The organism is Pseudomonas sp. ADPe (assembly GCF_014843515.1).
Classification (GTDB): Bacteria; Pseudomonadota; Gammaproteobacteria; order Pseudomonadales; family Pseudomonadaceae; genus Pseudomonas; species Pseudomonas citronellolis.
The window spans coordinates 5,610,684-5,628,098 of sequence record NZ_CP062122.1; the positions used below are offsets into that span (position 1 = coordinate 5,610,684).

General features: G+C 67.4%; 15 protein-coding genes. 10 read left to right on the top strand and 5 right to left on the bottom strand.

Annotation, left to right across the window (positions count from 1 at the left end):
- Positions 1 to 3 precede the first annotated feature (3 nt).
- Entirely contained in the window at positions 4 to 3,696 is a 3,693-nt protein-coding gene (gene metH / locus IG194_RS25590) for a methionine synthase (protein ID WP_058489122.1), read from the bottom strand.
- Positions 3,697 to 3,871: 175 nt separating this feature from the next.
- On the opposite strand from metH, the gene IG194_RS25595 reads away from it, so the two are divergent.
- Together IG194_RS25595 and nfuA are read left to right on the top strand one after the other, a co-directional pair.
- Positions 3,872 to 6,160: a fatty acid cis/trans isomerase gene (locus tag IG194_RS25595; protein ID WP_058489123.1), complete on the top strand. Its 2,289-nt coding sequence runs from the start codon at positions 3,872 to 3,874 to the stop codon at positions 6,158 to 6,160.
- A 184-nt stretch (positions 6,161 to 6,344) separates the two neighbouring features.
- Positions 6,345 to 6,929 carry a Fe-S biogenesis protein NfuA gene (gene nfuA / locus IG194_RS25600; RefSeq protein WP_043316265.1) on the top strand — a complete coding sequence of 195 codons (585 nt, stop codon included), beginning with the start codon at positions 6,345 to 6,347 and terminating at the stop codon, positions 6,927 to 6,929.
- A 298-nt stretch (positions 6,930 to 7,227) separates the two neighbouring features.
- Here the strand turns inward: nfuA and IG194_RS25605 are convergent, their stop codons facing one another.
- The 4 genes from IG194_RS25605 to IG194_RS25620 all read right to left on the bottom strand — a co-directional run bounded on the left by IG194_RS25605 (position 7,228) and on the right by IG194_RS25620 (position 10,461).
- A complete protein-coding gene (locus IG194_RS25605) occupies positions 7,228 to 8,397 on the bottom strand; it encodes an MFS transporter (RefSeq protein ID WP_141679789.1) in 1,170 nt (389 codons plus the stop codon).
- 13 nt (positions 8,398 to 8,410) lie between these two features.
- Positions 8,411 to 8,653 (bottom strand): DUF1272 domain-containing protein, encoded by a 243-nt coding sequence (locus tag IG194_RS25610; RefSeq protein WP_058489125.1) that lies wholly within the window; start codon positions 8,651 to 8,653, stop codon positions 8,411 to 8,413.
- Positions 8,654 to 8,677: 24 nt separating this feature from the next.
- Positions 8,678 to 9,688, bottom strand: coding sequence for a GlxA family transcriptional regulator (locus tag IG194_RS25615; protein ID WP_058489126.1), 1,011 nt, complete (start codon positions 9,686 to 9,688; stop codon positions 8,678 to 8,680).
- 500 nt (positions 9,689 to 10,188) lie between these two features.
- Positions 10,189 to 10,461: a hypothetical protein gene (locus IG194_RS25620; RefSeq protein ID WP_009619255.1), complete on the bottom strand. Its 273-nt coding sequence runs from the start codon at positions 10,459 to 10,461 to the stop codon at positions 10,189 to 10,191.
- 353 nt (positions 10,462 to 10,814) lie between these two features.
- Between IG194_RS25620 and IG194_RS25625 the strand changes: the two genes are divergently transcribed.
- The 8 genes from IG194_RS25625 (at position 10,815) to IG194_RS25660 (ending at position 17,414) form a co-directional block, all read left to right on the top strand.
- Positions 10,815 to 11,939, top strand: a complete 1,125-nt coding sequence (locus IG194_RS25625; RefSeq protein ID WP_043266821.1) for a M14-type cytosolic carboxypeptidase — start codon at positions 10,815 to 10,817, stop codon at positions 11,937 to 11,939.
- Positions 11,940 to 12,001: 62 nt separating this feature from the next.
- On the top strand, positions 12,002 to 12,157 hold the full coding sequence (locus IG194_RS25630) for a hypothetical protein (RefSeq protein WP_009619258.1): 156 nt from the start codon (positions 12,002 to 12,004) through the stop codon (positions 12,155 to 12,157).
- Between the two features lie 236 nt (positions 12,158 to 12,393).
- Complete coding sequence (gene pstS / locus IG194_RS25635) at positions 12,394 to 13,410, top strand: phosphate ABC transporter substrate-binding protein PstS (RefSeq protein ID WP_009619259.1); 1,017 nt, start codon at positions 12,394 to 12,396, stop codon at positions 13,408 to 13,410.
- 96 nt (positions 13,411 to 13,506) lie between these two features.
- Complete coding sequence (gene pstC / locus IG194_RS25640; RefSeq protein ID WP_371263856.1) at positions 13,507 to 14,472, top strand: phosphate ABC transporter permease subunit PstC; 966 nt, start codon at positions 13,507 to 13,509, stop codon at positions 14,470 to 14,472.
- A 1-nt stretch (position 14,473) separates the two neighbouring features.
- Entirely contained in the window at positions 14,474 to 15,346 is an 873-nt protein-coding gene (gene pstA, locus IG194_RS25645; protein WP_009619261.1) for a phosphate ABC transporter permease PstA, read from the top strand.
- Positions 15,346 to 16,131, top strand: coding sequence for a phosphate ABC transporter ATP-binding protein PstB (pstB, locus tag IG194_RS25650; RefSeq protein ID WP_009619262.1), 786 nt, complete (start codon positions 15,346 to 15,348; stop codon positions 16,129 to 16,131). Before pstA ends, pstB begins: the two co-directional genes overlap by 1 nt.
- Before the next feature lie 274 nt (positions 16,132 to 16,405).
- Positions 16,406 to 16,876, top strand: coding sequence for a hypothetical protein (locus IG194_RS25655; RefSeq protein ID WP_058489127.1), 471 nt, complete (start codon positions 16,406 to 16,408; stop codon positions 16,874 to 16,876).
- 136 nt (positions 16,877 to 17,012) lie between these two features.
- On the top strand, positions 17,013 to 17,414 hold the full coding sequence (locus IG194_RS25660) for a hypothetical protein (RefSeq protein WP_225617133.1): 402 nt from the start codon (positions 17,013 to 17,015) through the stop codon (positions 17,412 to 17,414).
- Position 17,415: the final 1 nt, after the last annotated feature.

The window sequence follows — 17,415 nt, forward strand, 5'->3', positions numbered from 1 at the left end:
GGATCAGGCGTCGTAGCCCAGGTTCGGCGACAGCCAGCGTTCGCTGACCGCCACGTCCTGGCCCTTGCGGGCGCTGTAGGCGTCGATCTGGTCCTTGTCGACCTTGCCCACGGCGAAGTACTGCGCCTGCGGATGCGCGAAGTACCAGCCGCTGACCGCGGCCGCCGGGAACATGGCGTAGTGTTCGGTGAGGGTGACGCCGGACAGGCCCTTGGGGTCCAGCAGCTGGAACAGGGTGCCCTTCTCGGTGTGGTCCGGGCAGGCCGGGTAGCCGGGGGCCGGGCGGATGCCGACGTACTGCTCGCGGATCAGCGCGTCGTTGTCCAGGTGTTCTTCGGGCTGGTAGCCCCAGTATTCCTTGCGCACGCGCTCGTGCAGCCATTCGGCGCAGGCTTCGGCGAGGCGGTCGGCCAGGGCCTTGACCATGATCGCGTTGTAGTCGTCGCCCTGGGCCTCGTAGGCCTTGGCCACTTCCTCGGCGCCGATGCCGGCGGTGGTGATGAAGCCGCCGACGTAGTCCTTGATGCCGCTGTCTTTGGGCGCGACGAAGTCGGCCAGGCTGAAGTTCGGCTTGCCGTCGGGCTTGATGGTCTGCTGGCGCAGGTGGTGCAGGGTGGCCAGCTTGTGGCCGTCCTCGGCGTACACCTCCAGGTCGTCGTGGTTGACCTGGTTGGCCGGCCAGAAGCCGAACACGGCGCGGGCCTTGATCAGCTTGCCGTCGATCAGCTTGCGCAGGATGTCCTGGGCGTCGTTGAACAGGCTGGTGGCGGCTTCGCCGACCACTTCGTCGCTGAGGATGCGCGGGTACTTGCCGGCCAGGTTCCAGGAGACGAAGAAGGGCGTCCAGTCGATGTACTCGGCCAGCACGTTCAGGTCGATGTCCTCCAGCACCTTCACGCCGGTGAAGGTGGGCACCGGCGGCTGGTAGCCGGCCCAGTCGAACTGCGGCTTGGCGGCGATGGCCGCCGCGTAGCTCAGGCGCTCGGTGCGGGCGCTGCGGTTGGCGGTGCGCTCGCGGACCTCGGCGTACTCCTCGCGCAGCTTGCGCGCGTAGTCGGGCTTCATTTCCTTCGACAGCAGGGTGGTGGCCACGCCCACCGCGCGCGAGGCATCGGTGACATAGACCACCGCGTCGTTGCTGTACTGCGGGTCGATCTTCACCGCGGTGTGCGCCTTGGAGGTGGTGGCGCCGCCGATCATCAGCGGCAGGCTGAAGTTCTGCCGCTGCATTTCCTTGGCGACGTGGACCATCTCGTCCAGCGACGGCGTGATCAGCCCGGACAGGCCGATGATGTCGCACTTCTCGGCGATGGCGGTCTGCAGGATCTTCTCCGCCGGCACCATCACGCCGAGGTCGACGATGTCGTAGCCGTTGCAGCCCAGCACCACGCCGACGATGTTCTTGCCGATGTCGTGTACGTCGCCCTTCACCGTGGCCATGAGAATCTTGCCCTTGGCCTCGGGCTTGTCGCCTTTCTCCGCCTCGATGAAGGGGATCAGGTGGGCCACCGCCTGCTTCATCACCCGGGCCGACTTGACCACCTGCGGGAGGAACATCTTGCCGGCGCCGAACAGGTCGCCGACCACGTTCATGCCGCTCATCAGCGGGCCTTCGATGACCTCGATGGGCCGCGCGCACTTCTGCCGGCATTCCTCGGTGTCTTCGACGATGTAGGTGGTGATGCCCTTGACCAGGGCGTGCTCCAGGCGCTTCTCGACGCTATGGCTGCGCCATTCCTCGTCTTCCACTTCCTTGGCCGCGCCGCCGCCCTTGTAGTCGTCGGCGATGGCCAGCAGCGCCTCGGTGGCGTCCGGGTTGCGGTTGAGCACCACGTCCTCGACCTTGTCGCGCAGCTCCTTCGGGATCTCGTCGTAGATCTCCAGCTGGCCGGCGTTGACGATGCCCATGGTCAGGCCGTTCTTGATGGCGTAGTAGAGGAACACCGAGTGGATGGCCTCGCGCACCGGGTTGTTGCCGCGGAACGAGAAGGACACGTTGGACACCCCGCCCGAGGAGAGCGCGTAGGGCAGGTTGTCGCGGATGTAGGCGCAGGCGTTGATGAAGTCGACCGCGTAGTTGTTGTGCTCCTCGATGCCGGTGGCCACCGCGAAGATGTTCGGGTCGAAGATGATGTCTTCCGGCGGGAAGCCCACTTCGTTGACCAGGATGTCGTAGGAGCGCTGGCAGATTTCTTCCTTGCGCGCCTGGGTGTCGGCCTGGCCGGCCTCGTCGAAGGCCATCACCACCACCGCGGCGCCGTAGCGCCTGCACAGGCGGGCGTGGTGCTTGAACTGCTCGACGCCTTCCTTCATGGAGATGGAGTTGACGATGCCCTTGCCCTGGATGCACTTGAGGCCCGCTTCGATCACCTCCCACTTGGAGGAGTCGATCATGATCGGCACGCGGGAGATGTCCGGCTCGCCGGCGATGAGGTTGAGGAACTTCACCATCGCCGCCTTGGAGTCGAGCATGCCCTCGTCCATGTTGATGTCGATCACCTGGGCGCCGGCTTCCACCTGCTGCTGGGCCACTTCCAGGGCCTCGGCGTAGTTCTCCTCGCGGATCAGCCGGGCGAACTTCGCCGAACCGGTGATGTTGGTGCGCTCGCCGACGTTCACGAACAGCGAGCTGCGGTCGATGGTGAACGGCTCAAGGCCCGACAGCCGGCAGGCCCTGGGGATTTCCGGGATCGCCCGCGGCGGGTACTTGGCCACCGCCTCGGCGATGGCCTGGATGTGCGCCGGGGTGGTGCCGCAGCAGCCGCCGATGATGTTGAGGAAGCCGGACGCGGCGAACTCCTCGACCACCTCGGCCATCTGCGCCGGGGTCTCGTCGTATTCGCCGAAGGCGTTCGGCAGGCCGGCGTTGGGGTGCGCGGAAACGTGGGTGTCGGCCTTGGTCGCCAGCTCCTCCAGGTAGGGGCGCAGGTCCTTGGCGCCGAGGGCGCAGTTCAGGCCGACGGAAATCGGCCTGGCGTGGCGCACCGAGTTCCAGAAGGCCTCGGTGGTCTGCCCCGACAGGGTGCGCCCGGAGGCGTCGGTGATGGTGCCGGAGATCATGATCGGCAGCTCGAAGCCGAGCTCGTCGTAGACGCCCTGCACGGCGAAGATCGCCGCCTTGGCGTTGAGGGTGTCGAAGATGGTCTCGATCAGGATCAGGTCGGCGCCGCCCTCGATCAGGCCGCGGGTGGCCTCGCTGTAGTTCGCCACCAGCTCGTCGAAGGTGACGTTGCGAAAGCCCGGGTCGTTGACGTCCGGGGAGATCGAGCAGGTGCGGCTGGTCGGGCCGAGCACGCCGGCGACGAAGCGCGGCCGGTCGGGGGTCTCGGCGGTCTTGGCGTCGGCCACTTCGCGGGCCAGGCGCGCGCCCTCGACGTTCAGCTCGTAGACCAGTTCTTCCATGCCGTAGTCGGCCTGGGACACCTGAGTGGCGTTGAAGGTGTTGGTCTCGAGGATGTCGGCGCCGGCGTCCAGGTAGGCTTTCTCGATGGCCTGGATGACGTCCGGGCGGCTGAGCAACAGCAGGTCGTTGTTGCCCTTCACGTCGCTCGGCCAGTCGGCGAAGCGCTCGCCGCGGTAGTCCTCTTCCTGCAGCTTGTAGCTCTGGATCATGGTGCCCATACCGCCGTCGAGGATCAGGATGCGCTCCTTCAGGGCTTTCTGCAGGGCTTGCTGGCGGGCGGCACGATCGGACATGGGAACTACCTGGAAACGGCTGTGGCAAAGGGTCGCTGATGATAGCAAACCTGCAGGGGATTTGAGCCGATCGGGCTTTTACATGAGCGCAGTTCATGTTGTACCGGCCATCGGTTGGCCGCAAAAGCCCGCGGAGCCGCTAGAATCCGCCTATTCACGAGGTATGGAGTCCCCGATGTCCTTGCGCGCATCCTTTGCGTTGACCATTGCGTTCATGCTGCTTTCAGCCGTTGCCCAGGCAGCCGGCATTTCCTACAGCAAGGACATACAGCCGATCTTCACCGACAAGTGCGTGGCCTGCCACGCCTGCTACGACTCGCCGTGCCAACTCAACCTGAGCGCCGCCGAGGGCGCCCAGCGCGGCGCCAACAAGCTGCCGGTGTACGACGGCACGCGCACCAAGGCCCAGGAAACCACGCGCCTGTTCCTCGACGCACACGGCGCCGACGCCTGGCGGCGCAAGGACTTCTGGTCGGTGCTGGACGCCCGCGGCGGCCAGGCGGCGCTGATGCAGCGCATGCTCGACCTCGGCCAGGCCCACCCGCTGGTGCCCAACGCGAAGATCCCCGAAGGCCTGGACCTGTCGATCGACCGCAGCAACCAGTGCCCAACGCCGGACAGCATCGACGAGTTCGTGCAGAAGAACCCGCGCAGCGGCATGCCCTTCGCCGTCACCGGCCTCAGCGCCCAGCAGTACGCCACCCTGAAGCAATGGCTGGCCGAGGGCGCGCCGGTGGACGAGCAGGCCTGGCAGCCCGGCGCCGGCGAGGCGCGTCAGATCGCCGAATGGGAGCGCTTCCTGAACCAGCCCGGCGCCCGCGAGAGCCTGGTTTCGCGCTGGCTCTACGAGCACCTGTTCCTCGCCCACCTGTACTTCGAAGAGCAGGGCGCGCCGGGGCACTTCTTCCAGTTGGTGCGCTCGCGCACGCCCAGCGGCCAGCCCATCGACCCCATCGCCACGCGGCGGCCCAACGACGACCCCGGCGCGGCCTTCTACTATCGCCTGTGGCCGATCCAGGGCGTGATCGTGCACAAGACGCACATCACCTACCCGCTGAGCCCGGCCAAGCTGGCGCATACCCGCGAGCTGTTCTTCGCCGGCGCCTGGGCGGCCGACAAGGTGCCCGGCTACGGCCTGCAGCACCGCGCCAACCCCTTCGAGACCTTCGCCGCCATCCCGGCGCGGGCGCGCTACCAGTTCATGCTGGACAACGCCGAGTACTTCGTCCGCACCTTCATCCGCGGCCCGGTGTGCCGCGGGCAGATCGCCACCGACGTGATCCGCGACAACTTCTGGGCGATCTTCCAGGATCCGGCCCACGACCTCTACGTCACCGATCCGGCCTACCGGGCCAAGGCCACGCCGCTGCTGGGCCTGCCCGGGCAGATCGACGACACGGGCCAGATGCTCCAGCAATGGACCAGCTACCGCGACAAGCGCAACGAATACGAGGCGCTGCGCCTGGACGCCTACGAAGAGGCCGCGGCGCCGACCTGGGCGGACATCTGGCGCGGCAACGACAACGCGCTGCTGTCGATCTTTCGCCAGTACGACAGCGCCTCGGTGCGCAAGGGCCTGATCGGCGGCGTCCCGCAGACGCTGTGGTGGATGGACTACCCGCTGCTGGAGCGCACCTACTACCAACTGGTGGTCAACTTCGACGTCTACGGCAACGTCTCGCACCAGGCGCAGACGCGCCTGTACTTCGACCTGATCCGCAACGGCGCCGAGCAGAACTTCCTGCGCCTGATGCCGGTGGCCGCGCGCAAGCACCTGCTCGACGACTGGTACCAGAACAGCGGCCGGCTGAAGATGTGGCTGGACTACCAGAACCTCGACAACGACGCGCCCAGCGGCCTGGATCTGCCGGAGAAGGGCGCCAAGAACGCCTTCGCCGTCCAGTTGCTCAGCCGCTACGCCAGCCTCGATGCGCGGCCCGACCCGATCAACCTGTGCCAGGACGGCGGCTGCTACCGGCGCAACGTCCCGCGCCCGCTGCAGGACGCCGAGCAGGCCTTCAGCCGCCTGGTCAGCCGCCCGGCGGCGGGGCTGAAGGTGATCGAGCAGTTCCCCGAGGCGACCATCCTGCGCGTCGAGCTGCCCGGCGGGAAACGCGAGATCTACACGGCGCTGCGCAACCGCGCCCATAGCAACGTCGCCTTCATGCTCGGCGAGTCGCTGCGCTACCAGCCGGGGCTGGACACCCTGACCATCTACCCGGGCGTGCTCTCCAGCTACCCGAACTTCATCTTCGACCTCAAGGCGGAGGAGGCCGGCGACTTCGTCTCGGCCCTGGAGCGCGTGCAGAGCCAGGAAGATTTCGACAAGGTGGTGGAGCGCTGGGGCATCCGCCGCAGCAACCCGCAGTTCTGGCGCTACTTCCACGACCTCGACTCCTACCTGCGCGAGACCGAGCCGGTGGAGGCGGGCATACTCGACATGAATCGCTATGAAAATCTTTGAGGCGGCTGCAGGCTGCAGGCAGGAGCGCTTTGGAGCCTGCGGCCTGTAGCCTGAAGCCTGAAGCCTGAAGCCTGAAGCCTGAAGCCTGAAGCCGCTACTTGCGAACTATTCCTACTAAATTGGTAGGGCTTTATCCGGGGCGGGCGAATGGCGTAAACTGCCTCCACGTTTGCGAGGAGTTGCCATGAGCGCCATCACCATTACCGAAGCTGCCCAGGATTACCTGGCCGAACTGCTGGTCAAGCAGGACACCCCCGGGATCGGCATTCGCATCTTCATCACCCAGCCGGGCACCCAGTACGCGGAAACCTGCATCGCCTACTGCAAGCCGGGCGAACAGAAGCCGGAAGACACCCCGATCGGCCTGAAGGACTTCACCGCCTGGGTCGATGGCATCAGCGAGCCCTTCCTGGAAGACGCCGTGGTCGACTACGCCACCGACCGCATGGGCGGCCAACTGACCATCAAGGCGCCGAACGCCAAGGTGCCGATGGTCAACGAAGACAGCCCGATCACCGAACGCATCAACTACTACCTGCAGACCGAGATCAACCCCGGCCTGGCCAGCCACGGCGGCCAGGTCAGCCTGGTCGAGGTGGTCGAGGACAACATCGCCGTGCTGCGTTTCGGCGGCGGCTGCCAGGGCTGCGGCATGGTCGACATGACCCTCAAGGACGGTGTCGAGAAGACCTTGATCGAACGCATCCCGGAACTGAAGGGCGTGCGCGACGTCACCGACCACAGCAACAAGGAAAACGCCTACTACTGAGTGGTGGGTGTTTCGGCAAAACAGCCGCCCTTCGGGGCGGCTTTTTTGTGCGCGTGGTTCCGCGAATCGCGCCGGGATGGCCGGCCATCGCGGACAAGATCCGCTCCTACGGGGGAAGGAATACCGTGCCCCCCGGCGACCTGTAGGAGCGGGCCCTGCCCGCGATTCGCGCGCAGGGCGCGCTCCTACAATGGGAATGGCGCGGGCGGGGCAGCGTAGGCGGATCTCATCCGCGAATCGCGCCGGGATGGCCGGCTATCGCGGACAAGGTCCGCTACGGGGGGAGGAATACCATGGCTCAGGCGCTGGCCGGCTGGCGCCGGCGCGCTGGCCAGAGCAACGCCAGGGCCAGCAGCAATACCGGCCACACCAGCAGGTTCACCGCGCTCCAGCCCAGGCTGGTGATGAGCGCGCCGGAGCTGAACGACATCAGCGCCGCCATCAGGCTGTTGCCTTGCTCCATCAGCCCCTGCGCCTGGCCGCGCTCGTCCGCGCCGTGGCCTTCGCCGAGCAGGGTGGTGCCGGCCACCAGCAGCAGGTTCCAGCCCATGCCCAGCAGCAGCGAGCTGGCCAGGAAGTGGCCGTGGTCCAGGCCGGCCAGGGCCACGGCTGCGCTGGCCGCCAGCAGGGCGATGCCGAGCAGGGCCACGCGGCGGCTGCCCAGGCGGTCCACCAGCGGGCCGGCGACGAAGGCCGGGAGGAACATGCCGAGGATGTGCCACTGGATCACGCTCGCCGAGCTTTCCAGGGACAGCCCGCAGAACTGCATGGCCAGCGGCGTGGCGTTCATGATCAGGATCATCAGCCCGTGGCCGGCGGCGGTGCAGGCCATGGCCGCGCGCACCAGCGGCCGGCCGAGCAGGGCGCGCATGGCTGCGATGCCGCCGTGCGGTGGGCGTGGCGCGGCGCCTTCGCGCAGGCGCGCCACCAGCAGCAGGCCGACGAGCGCCAACGCGGCGATGGCCAGGTAGGCGCCGACGAAGGGCGTGGGCAGCGCCTCGCGGGCCCACAGCGCCAGGCTCGGGGCGAGCAGGGCGGCCAGCACGCCGCCGCCGATCACGTAGGCGCTGGCGCGGCCCTTCTCGGCCTCGCCCACCGCCTCCAGGGCGGCGAAGCGGTAGTACATCGCCGAGGCCTGGTAGGCGCCGATGGGCAGGGCGCCCAGGCACAGCAGCCAGAACGAACCCAGTTGCACGCCCAGGGCGCAGGTCAGCCCGCCGAGCACGCCGCCGGCGGCGCCGAGCATCAGCCCGGGGCGGCGGCCATGGCGCTGCATGAACAGCGACAGCGGCTGCACCGCCAGCAGGTTGCCCAGCACCAGCAGGGCCAGGGGCAGGGTGGCCAGGCCGTTGAGCGGCGCCAGTTGCGCGCCGATCAGCGAGGTCAGGGTGATGCCGATCAGCGAGCACGACCAGTACAGCGCCTGGCCGAGGAACAGCAGGCGCAGCGCGCCGTTGCGCAGTAGCAGCATGTCCGCGCCCTCAGTTCCGGCAGCCGCCGGGCTTGAGCACCCGCTGCGTCGAGGCCGGGTGGCGCAGCAGCGCCTCGCTCGGGCGTCGTGGCCGTTGCAGCAGCTCGCCGCCGCAGTTCGGGCACTGGCCGCCGAGCACGCTTTCGGCGCAGTCGCGGCAGAAGGTGCATTCGAAGGTGCAGATGCGCGCGTCCGGGCTGTCGGCCGGCAGGTCGCGGTCGCAACATTCGCAGTTGGGGCGCAGTTCGAGCATGGCGAGGTCCTTCTGGCTGGGGGATCAGGCGTCGGTGAGCTGGCCGAAGCGTTCGGCGTATTCCTGGGGGCTGACCGCCAGGTGCTTGTGGAAGGTGCGCCGCAGGTTCTCCGGGTGGCCGAAGCCGCACAGCCGGGCCACGGTGGCGATCGACGCCCTGGCGTCCTGCAGCAGGGCGCGGGCGGCCTCCAGGCGCACCTTCTCGACATAGCGGCCGGGCGCCACGCCCAGTTCAGCGATGAACACCCGCGACAGGGTGCGTGGGCTCATGCAGGCCTGCTTGGCCAGGGCTTCCAGCGACAGGTCGGCGCCGAGGTTGGCTGGAATCCACTCCAGCAACGCGGCCAGGCGCGGTGCGCGCACCGGCTCGGGCGTCAGCCAGGCGCTGAACTGCGCCTGGCCGCCGGGGCGCCTGAGGAACATCACCAGGCGCCGGGCCACGGCCAGGGCCAGCGGGCGGCCGAGGTCGGCCTCCACCAGCGCCAGGGCCAGGTCGATGCCGGCGGTGACCCCGGCGGAGGTGAACACATGGTCGTCGCCGTCGCGGCGGCTGGGGTCGTAGGTGTGCAGGCGGTCGCCCTGCACGTGGACTGCGGGGTGGCACTCGCGCAGGGTGTCGACGTCGGCCCAGTGGGTGGTGGCGCTGCGCCCGTCGAGTACCCCGGCGGCGGCCAGCAGCAGGGCGCCGGAGCACACCGAGCCGAGGCGCCGCACCTGGCCTTCGGCGGCGCGCAGCCAGGCCAGCAGCGCGGGGTTGGCGCACTGCGCCTCCACGCCCAGGCCGCCGGGGACCAGCAGGGTGTCGAGGCTGGCGGCGTCGGTATCGGCCCAGGCGGCGTCGGCGCAGATGCGTAGGCCGGCGGAGGTGGCCACGGGGCCTTCGTTTTCGCCCAGCACCAGCAGTTCGTAGGGCGCCGGCAGGCCCTGGCGCTGGCGCTCGACGTTGGCCGAGGCGAACACCTGCAGCGGGCCGGTGACGTCCAGGCTCATCACGTCGGGGTAGATCAGGCAGGCGATGCGGCGGGTGACGGGCATGGCGGGCGACTCCCGGGGTTTGCCGGGAGTGTGCGCCGGGTGGGGAGTGGCGGCAATGACATGGGCCCCACGGATCTTGCCAATTGCTCGGTGGCTTTTTGTAGGAGCGAGCTTGCTCGCGAAGGGGGTTTCCCGGTTATTTCGGAGTCCGGCTCAACTCCGTCCCCTCTCCCCAACCCTCTCCCTGAAGGGAGAGGGGGCTGTCCTCTGCAGGTTGTGGGTTCGGCGTGATCCTGTGACTGCGGTTCGCCGATGGGACTGTCAGGAGAATGCCGGACCTCCAGCTCGCTCCAAACGGCCCCCTCTCCCTCTGGGAGAGGGCTGGGGTGAGGGAGCGGAATCAACCCAGGACACCTACGTCCCGGGAAACTCTGTTCGCGAGCAAGCTCGCTCCTACAACAGCCCCCGCTCCCCAAAACGCCCTGCCGGAAATAAAAAACGCCGTTTCCCTCCCCGAGGAAAACGGCGCTTTTCAAGCACCGGGCCGCAAGGCCTGGGCTTCACTCCGGCATATGCCATTCCTGCAGGTCATAGCCTTCGCGGTTCAGCTCTTCGCGGGCCTGGGTCAGCAGGTCGGCCAGGCGCGCCGGGTCGGAGTATTCGGTGCAGGGGATGCGCGTCAGGCCCAGCAGGCGAGTGCCGGTGCGGTCGAGGACGGACAGGTCGAGGCTGCCGTCGCCGCCGGACTGGTCGATCCAGGTGACGCAGTGGAAGGGCTGGAAGGCTCGTCCGGTGATCAGCAGAGCCTCGTTGAAACGAAGGGTCGCGTTCATGGTGGTTACACTCTCTGCGCAGGTCATCCATTGCTCTGTTAAGGGGACGGCGCTTCACTGATCCGTCCGATCTGTACAGCCCATTGACACCGCGAGCCGCGCAAAAAGTCACAACGCCTGTCGCTTTTGTGCACAAGGTTGTCGCATTGGAAACCGGAAAATTGCCGGCAATCTTCCGGGAAACCGCCGGTAAATGGCTCTGCCACGCGGCTTTCATCGAACTTGCGGGGTGCGCCGTTGCGTCGCAGGGGCCGCGTGCCCTTGGTTCGGCTTTTCCACGGCCAATTCGTGACAGCCGGGGCAGGGCGCCGCAAGATAAGGGCTTTGCATCCGCTTTTGCCTGAGGAGGTTTCATGGAGATTCGCTGCGACTTCGACAGCGGCAACATCCAGGTGCTGGATGCCAGCGACCCGCAGGACGTGCGCCTGGCCCTGCGCCCGGACCTGAACAGCCCGCACTTCCAGTGGTTCCACTTCTGCGCCGACGGCCTCACCCCGGGCCAGCGCTACACCTTCGACCTGACCAACGCCGGGCACTCCAGCTACACCGGTGGCTGGCCGGGCTACCGCGCGCTGGCTTCCTACGACCAGCGCGACTGGTTCCGCGTGGACAGCAGCTACGACGGCCAGTCCCTGCGCTTCAGCCTCGACGCCGAGCAGCCCCGGGCCTGGTTCGCCTACTTCGAGCCCTACAGCCGCGAGCGCCATGCCGCGCTGGTGCGCCAGGCCATCGAGCAGGCCGGCGCCGAGCTGGTGGCCACCGGGCGCAGCATCGAGGGCCGCGACATCCCGCTGCTGCGCATCCGCCGCAACCCGCAGGCCACGCGCAAGCTGTGGCTGATCGCCCAGCAGCACCCCGGCGAGCACATGGCCGAATGGTTCATGGAGGGTCTGATCGAGCGCCTGCAGCAGAAGGATGCCGAACTCGACTACCTGCTGCAGCACGCCGAGCTATACCTGGTGCCGAACATGAACCCCGACGGCGCCTTCCGCGGCCACCTGCGCACCAACGCCGCCGGCACCGACCTCAACCGCGCCTGGGCCTCGCCCAGCGCCGAGACCAGCCCGGAAGTGCTGTTCGTCCAGGCGCACATGCGCCAGCAGGGCGTCGACCTGTTCCTCGACATCCACGGCGACGAGGAAATCCCCTACGTGTTCGCTGCCGGCTGCGAGGGCAACCCCGGCTACAGCGAGCGCCAGGCCTACCTCGAAGCGGAGTTCCGCAAGCGCCTGGAGGAGCGCGGCGAGTTCCAGAGCCTGCACGGCTACCCGCGCAGCGCGCCGGGCAAGGCCAACATGACGCTGGCCTGCAACCACGTCGGCGAAACCTACCAGTGCCTGGCGCTGACCCTGGAGATGCCGTTCAAGGACCACGACCTGGCCCCGGATGCCCGCACCGGCTGGAGCGGCGCGCGCGCCAAGCGTTTGGCCGGCGCGGTGCTCTCGACGCTGTCGAGCCTGGTGGAAGAACTGCGCTGAGTGGAATCTTCGCCGCCGCGTGCCAGTCTAAAGCAGTGAGGAACTTGCATGCGGAGGTGTCCATGTACAGGACGCGCAAGCTGTTGACCCCCCAGGAGATCGAGGACCTGCAGGAACGCATGGAGGCCATGGAGGAACTGGACTTCCGCGAACGCCGCGAAGTCCGCAAGAACCGCACGGGCGACCATCGCCCGCGCCTGGCCGCAGCGCCGGCCTGACCGGCGCGCCGCGCACCCGGCCGCCGGCCGGGTGCGTATAGGGCGCCTGCCCTGGCAGCCCTGGCCGGGCCGCGTGGCAGGGGGGAGGGCGGACACCCGCGCTGCCATTAAGTTGCCAGTACGCGGATTATTAATCTCGCTGTCATAAAGCGTACATATTCACGGCATTAAATCATCACGTCTTCTAACCAACCGGGGACTTCCCGGACTTCCTCCCATATTGAGGTATTGACGTGATGCTGCTCAGCAAAACCCGCTTGTCCGTCCTGCTGGCTTCCATGGCCCTGACCGGCCTGGCCCATGCCACTGATGTCACCGGCGCCGGCTCCAGCTTCGTTTACCCGGTGCTGTCGAAGTGGTCCCAGGAATACAGCAAGTCTTCCAGCAATCGCATCAACTACCAGTCCATCGGCTCCGGCGGCGGCATCGCCCAGATCAAGGCCGCCACCGTCGACTTCGGCGCCTCCGACGCCCCGCTGTCGGCCGACGACCTGAAAGCGGCCGGCCTGGGCCAGTTCCCCAGCGTGATCGGCGGCATCGTGCCGGTGGTCAACCTGGACGGCGTCGAGCCGGGCAAGCTGCACCTGGACGGTGAAACCCTGGCCAAGATCTTCCTCGGCAGCATCACCGACTGGAACGACCCGGCCATCGCCGCGCTGAACCCCGAACTGAAGCTGCCTGCCACCAAGATCACCGTGGTGCGCCGTTCCGACGGTTCGGGCACTTCCTACAACTTCACCAACTACCTGTCCAAGGTCAGCCCGGAGTGGAAGGACAAGATCGGCTTCGGCACCACCGTACCCTGGCCGGTCGGCATGGGCGGCAAGGGCAACGAAGGCGTCTCCGCCTACGTCAAGCAGATCAAGAACTCCATCGGCTACGTCGAGTACGCCTACGCCCTGCAGAACAAGATGGCCTACGCCTCGCTGAAGAACGCCGCCGGCAAGTTCGTGCAGCCCAACACCAAGAGCTTCCAGGCTGCCGCCGACACCGCCGACTGGGCCAACGCCAAGGACTTCAACCTGCTGATGACCAACGCCCCGGGCGACACCGCGTGGCCGATCACCGCCACCACCTGGATCATCATGTACAAGCAACCGAAGAACGCGGAACAGGCCCAGGCCGCCTTCCACTTCTTCAAGTGGTCCCTGGAGAACGGCCAGCAGCAGGCCGCCGCCCTGGACTACGTGGCGCTGCCGGAGTCCCTGGTCAAGCGCATCGAAGGCTACTGGAAGTCGGACTTCGCCCGCTGATCGGGTGAATGACCAGGACCGCCGCCCGGAACCCCCGTGCGGCGGTTCGCTTGCTTGGATGAACCGATGTCTACCGAATCCTCACCGTCCCTCGCCATGCCCAACCTGAAGGCCGCCGAAGCCGAAGACCGCGCCCAGCGCGACCAGCGCCACGACCGCTGGTTCCGCAACGCCATGTTCGGCTCCGCGCTGCTGGTACTGTTGCTGCTCGCCGGCGTCGCCGGCTCCACCCTGTGGGGCGGCAGCCTGGCCTTTTCGCACTTCGGCCTGGACTTCCTCACCAGCACCGAATGGGATGCGGTGAACAACAAATTCGGCGCCCTGGTCCCGATCTACGGGACCCTGGTCACCTCCTTCCTGGCGCTGCTGATCGCCGTACCGGTCAGCTTCGGCATCGCCATCTTCCTCACCGAGCTGGCGCCGCCGTGGCTGCGCATGCCGGTGGCCGCGGCCGTCGAGCTGCTGGCCGGCATCCCCTCGATCATCTACGGCATGTGGGGCCTGTTCGTCTTCGGCCCGTTCATGGCCCAGCACATCGCCCCCTGGCTGAACGACTACCTGGGCGCGCTGCCGCTGATCGGCGGCCTGTTCCAGGGCCCGCCGCTGGGCATCGGCATGCTCAGCGCCGGCATCGTCCTGGCGATCATGATCATCCCCTTCATCACCTCGGTGATGAACGAAGTGTTCAACAGCGTGCCGACCACCCTGAAGGAATCGGCCTACGCCCTGGGCAACACCACCTGGGAAGTGGTCTGGGACATCGTCCTGCCCTACACCCGCTCGGCGGTGGTCGGCGGCATCTTCCTTGGCCTCGGCCGCGCCCTGGGCGAGACCATGGCGGTGACCTTCGTGCTGGGCAACTCGCAGCACTTCTCCGCCTCGCTGCTGATGCCCAGCAGCTCCATCGCCTCGGTGATCGCCAACGAATTCAACGAGGCCTACACCGACCTGCACCGCTCCTCGCTGATCGCCCTGGGCTTCCTGCTCTTCGTGGTCACCTTCATCGTTCTCGCCGCCGCTCGCCTGATGCTGCTGCGCCTGGCCCAGAAGGAGGGCAAGTGACATGGCCGGCAACGAAAGCCTGTATCGCACCCGCGCGCTGAAGAACCGCGCCGCCATGCTGCTCAGCTGCGGCGCCACCCTGTTCGGCCTGATGTGGCTGGCGTGGATCCTGCTGACCACCATCAGCCACGGCATCGAGGCGCTGAACCTCAACCTGTTCACCAAGATGACGCCGCCGCCGGGGGCCGAGGGCGGCCTGGCCAACGCCTTCTACGGCAGCGTGCTGATGAGCGCGCTGGCGCTGCTGATCGGCACCCCCATCGGCCTGATGGCGGGCATCTGGCTGGCCGAATACGCCCGCCACACCCGCATGGGCACCGTGGTGCGCTTCATCAACGACATCCTGCTGTCGGCGCCGTCCATCGTCCTGGGCCTGTTCGTCTACACCAGCGTGATCCTGCCGCTGAACTACCTCACCGACCACCGCGTGGGCTTCTCCGCCATCGCCGGCGCCCTGGCCCTGGCCCTGCTGGTGATCCCGGTGGTGGTGCGGACCACCGACGAAATGCTCCAGCTGCAGCCGACCACCATGCGCGAAGCCGCGCTGGCCCTGGGCGTGCCGCAATGGAAGCTGACCCTGCAGATCGTCCTGCGCGCCGCCCGCGCCGGGGTGATCACCGGCATCCTCCTGGCCCTGGCGCGCATCACCGGCGAAACCGCGCCGCTGCTGTTCACCGCCTTCGGCAACCAGTTCTGGAGCAGCGACCTGCTCAAGCCCATGGCCAGCGTGCCCGTCGTGGTCTTCCAGTACGCCATGAGCCCCTTCAGCGACTGGAACGCCCTGGCCTGGGCCGGCGCCCTGGTGCTGACCCTGTTCGTACTGCTGCTCAGCCTCACCTCCCGTCTCATCCTTCTGCGCAATAGGGCATCCTGATGACTGCCATGACCACCGCCATCGCCGCCGAACGCACCAAGATCCGCGTTCGCGACCTGGAGTTCTTCTACGGCGAGCACCGTTCGCTCAAGTCCATCAACATGGACATCCCGGAGAAGTGCATCACCGCCATCATCGGCCCGTCCGGCTGCGGCAAGTCGACCCTGCTGCGCATCTTCAACCGCATCTACTCCCTGTACCCGAAGCAGGAAGCGCGCGGCGAGGTGCTGCTCAACGGCGAGAACATCCTGGCCCCCGGCTACTCCATGAACCGCCTGCGCAGCCAGGTGGGCATGGTGTTCCAGAAGCCGGTGCCGTTCCCGATGACCATCTACGAGAACATCGCCTACGCGGTGCGCCACCACGAAAAGGTCAGCCGCCGCGAGATGGACGACCGCGTCGAGCAGGCCCTGCGCGGCGCGGCCCTGTGGGACGAGGTGAAGGACAAGCTGAACGCCAGCGCCCAGGGCCTCTCCGGCGGCCAGCAGCAGCGCCTGTGCATCGCCCGCACCATCGCCCTCAAGCCCCAGGTGCTGCTGCTCGACGAGCCGACCTCGGCGCTGGACCCGATCTCCACCGGGCGCATCGAGCAACTGATCACCGAGCTCAAGCAGGAGTTCACCGTGGTCATCGTCACCCACAACATGCAGCAGGCGGCGCGTTGCTCGGACTACACCGCCTTCATGTTCCTCGGCGACCTGATCGAGTTCGGCGACACCGACACCCTGTTCACCAAGCCGGCCAAGGAGCAGACCGAGGACTACATCACCGGTCGCTTCGGCTGAGCCCCAGCGCTCCCCCGACGCCCGCCACGGTGCAAGCCGCGGCGGGCGTTTTCATTGCGGCACCGGCAAAGCCTTGCCGCAGCCTGGCAGGCGTTTGCCTTTCGTAGGAGCGAGCTTGCTGGCGAACCGTACGGCAACGCTGCAACCGGGAACGCCCGTTCGCGAGCAAGCTCGCTCCTACAGGGGAGGGCAGCGCCGTCATGACCGCCGGCCGGCATCCTGGCGTGTTTCTTGCCCGATACAGGCTCCCCCCTTCGGCACGGGAGACCTGCCCATGAACATCATCGACGGCCTGAGCGGCATCGGCCTGGCGACCAAGCTGGTGCGCGGCGTGGTCGCCGGCGCCAGCGAGTTCGCCAGCTACCTGGCCAACGCCAGCAGCGCGAACGCGACGACGAGCGGTATGAGCGAGGCGCCCTCCGGCGCGGTAGCATCCTCCGGCGGCGCCGCGCAGAGTGGCGGCGGCCCCCTGGACGAATTCCTCGCCTACATGAAGCTCAGCCCCGGCGAAAAGCTGCGGCACAGCGTCATGCAGGACATGGACATCACCCAGGAACAGCTCGACGCCATGCCCGCCGAGGACCGCGAGCGCATCGAGAACGAAATAGCCCAGCGCATCAGGGAAAAGATCACGCAGCAGGCCGACTCCGGCAGCCAGCCGGTCGCACCCACTGCCACTCCGGTGGCCCTGAAGCAGATGTATGGCGTCGAACGAACCCAGCCCAGCCTCGACCTCCTCGGCTGACCCCGCCCCGGCCGGCCCTCGCGCCGGCCTCAAGCCTTGTATCGGAACCGATACGGGACGCTACCCGATGCTGGCTGCATCGCTGAACTCCCTTGCCTAGACTGCGGTCTTCCGCAGTGAACCCACGTTTGTGCACATGTCTTCCATGCAATCCCACAGCAGACTCATCAGCCACGTTCCCCGGCACCTGATCCAGCAGGCCGTAGCGAAGAAGGTCGGGCGCGGCTGGCGCGCCGACTTCAACGTCGCGGTGTGGCTGCACCTGGCCACCGCCGGCGACGCCCAGGTGACGCTGAAAGTCAGCTACCAGGACGGCGAGACCGTCCGCGAGCAACTGATCGACCGCGGCCGCGTCGGCTTCAACCAGCGCATCCTGCTGTGCGGCATCGCGCGCCTGGAATACAACCAGGCCATCGAATCCATGAGCCTGTCGCTACTGTGCGAGGAACCCATCCAGACGCTGATGGTGGACGAGCTGTTCGTCCAGGCGGTGGAACTGCAGCGCGACGGCGAGCGTAGCCGCAAGGGGCGCCGTTGAA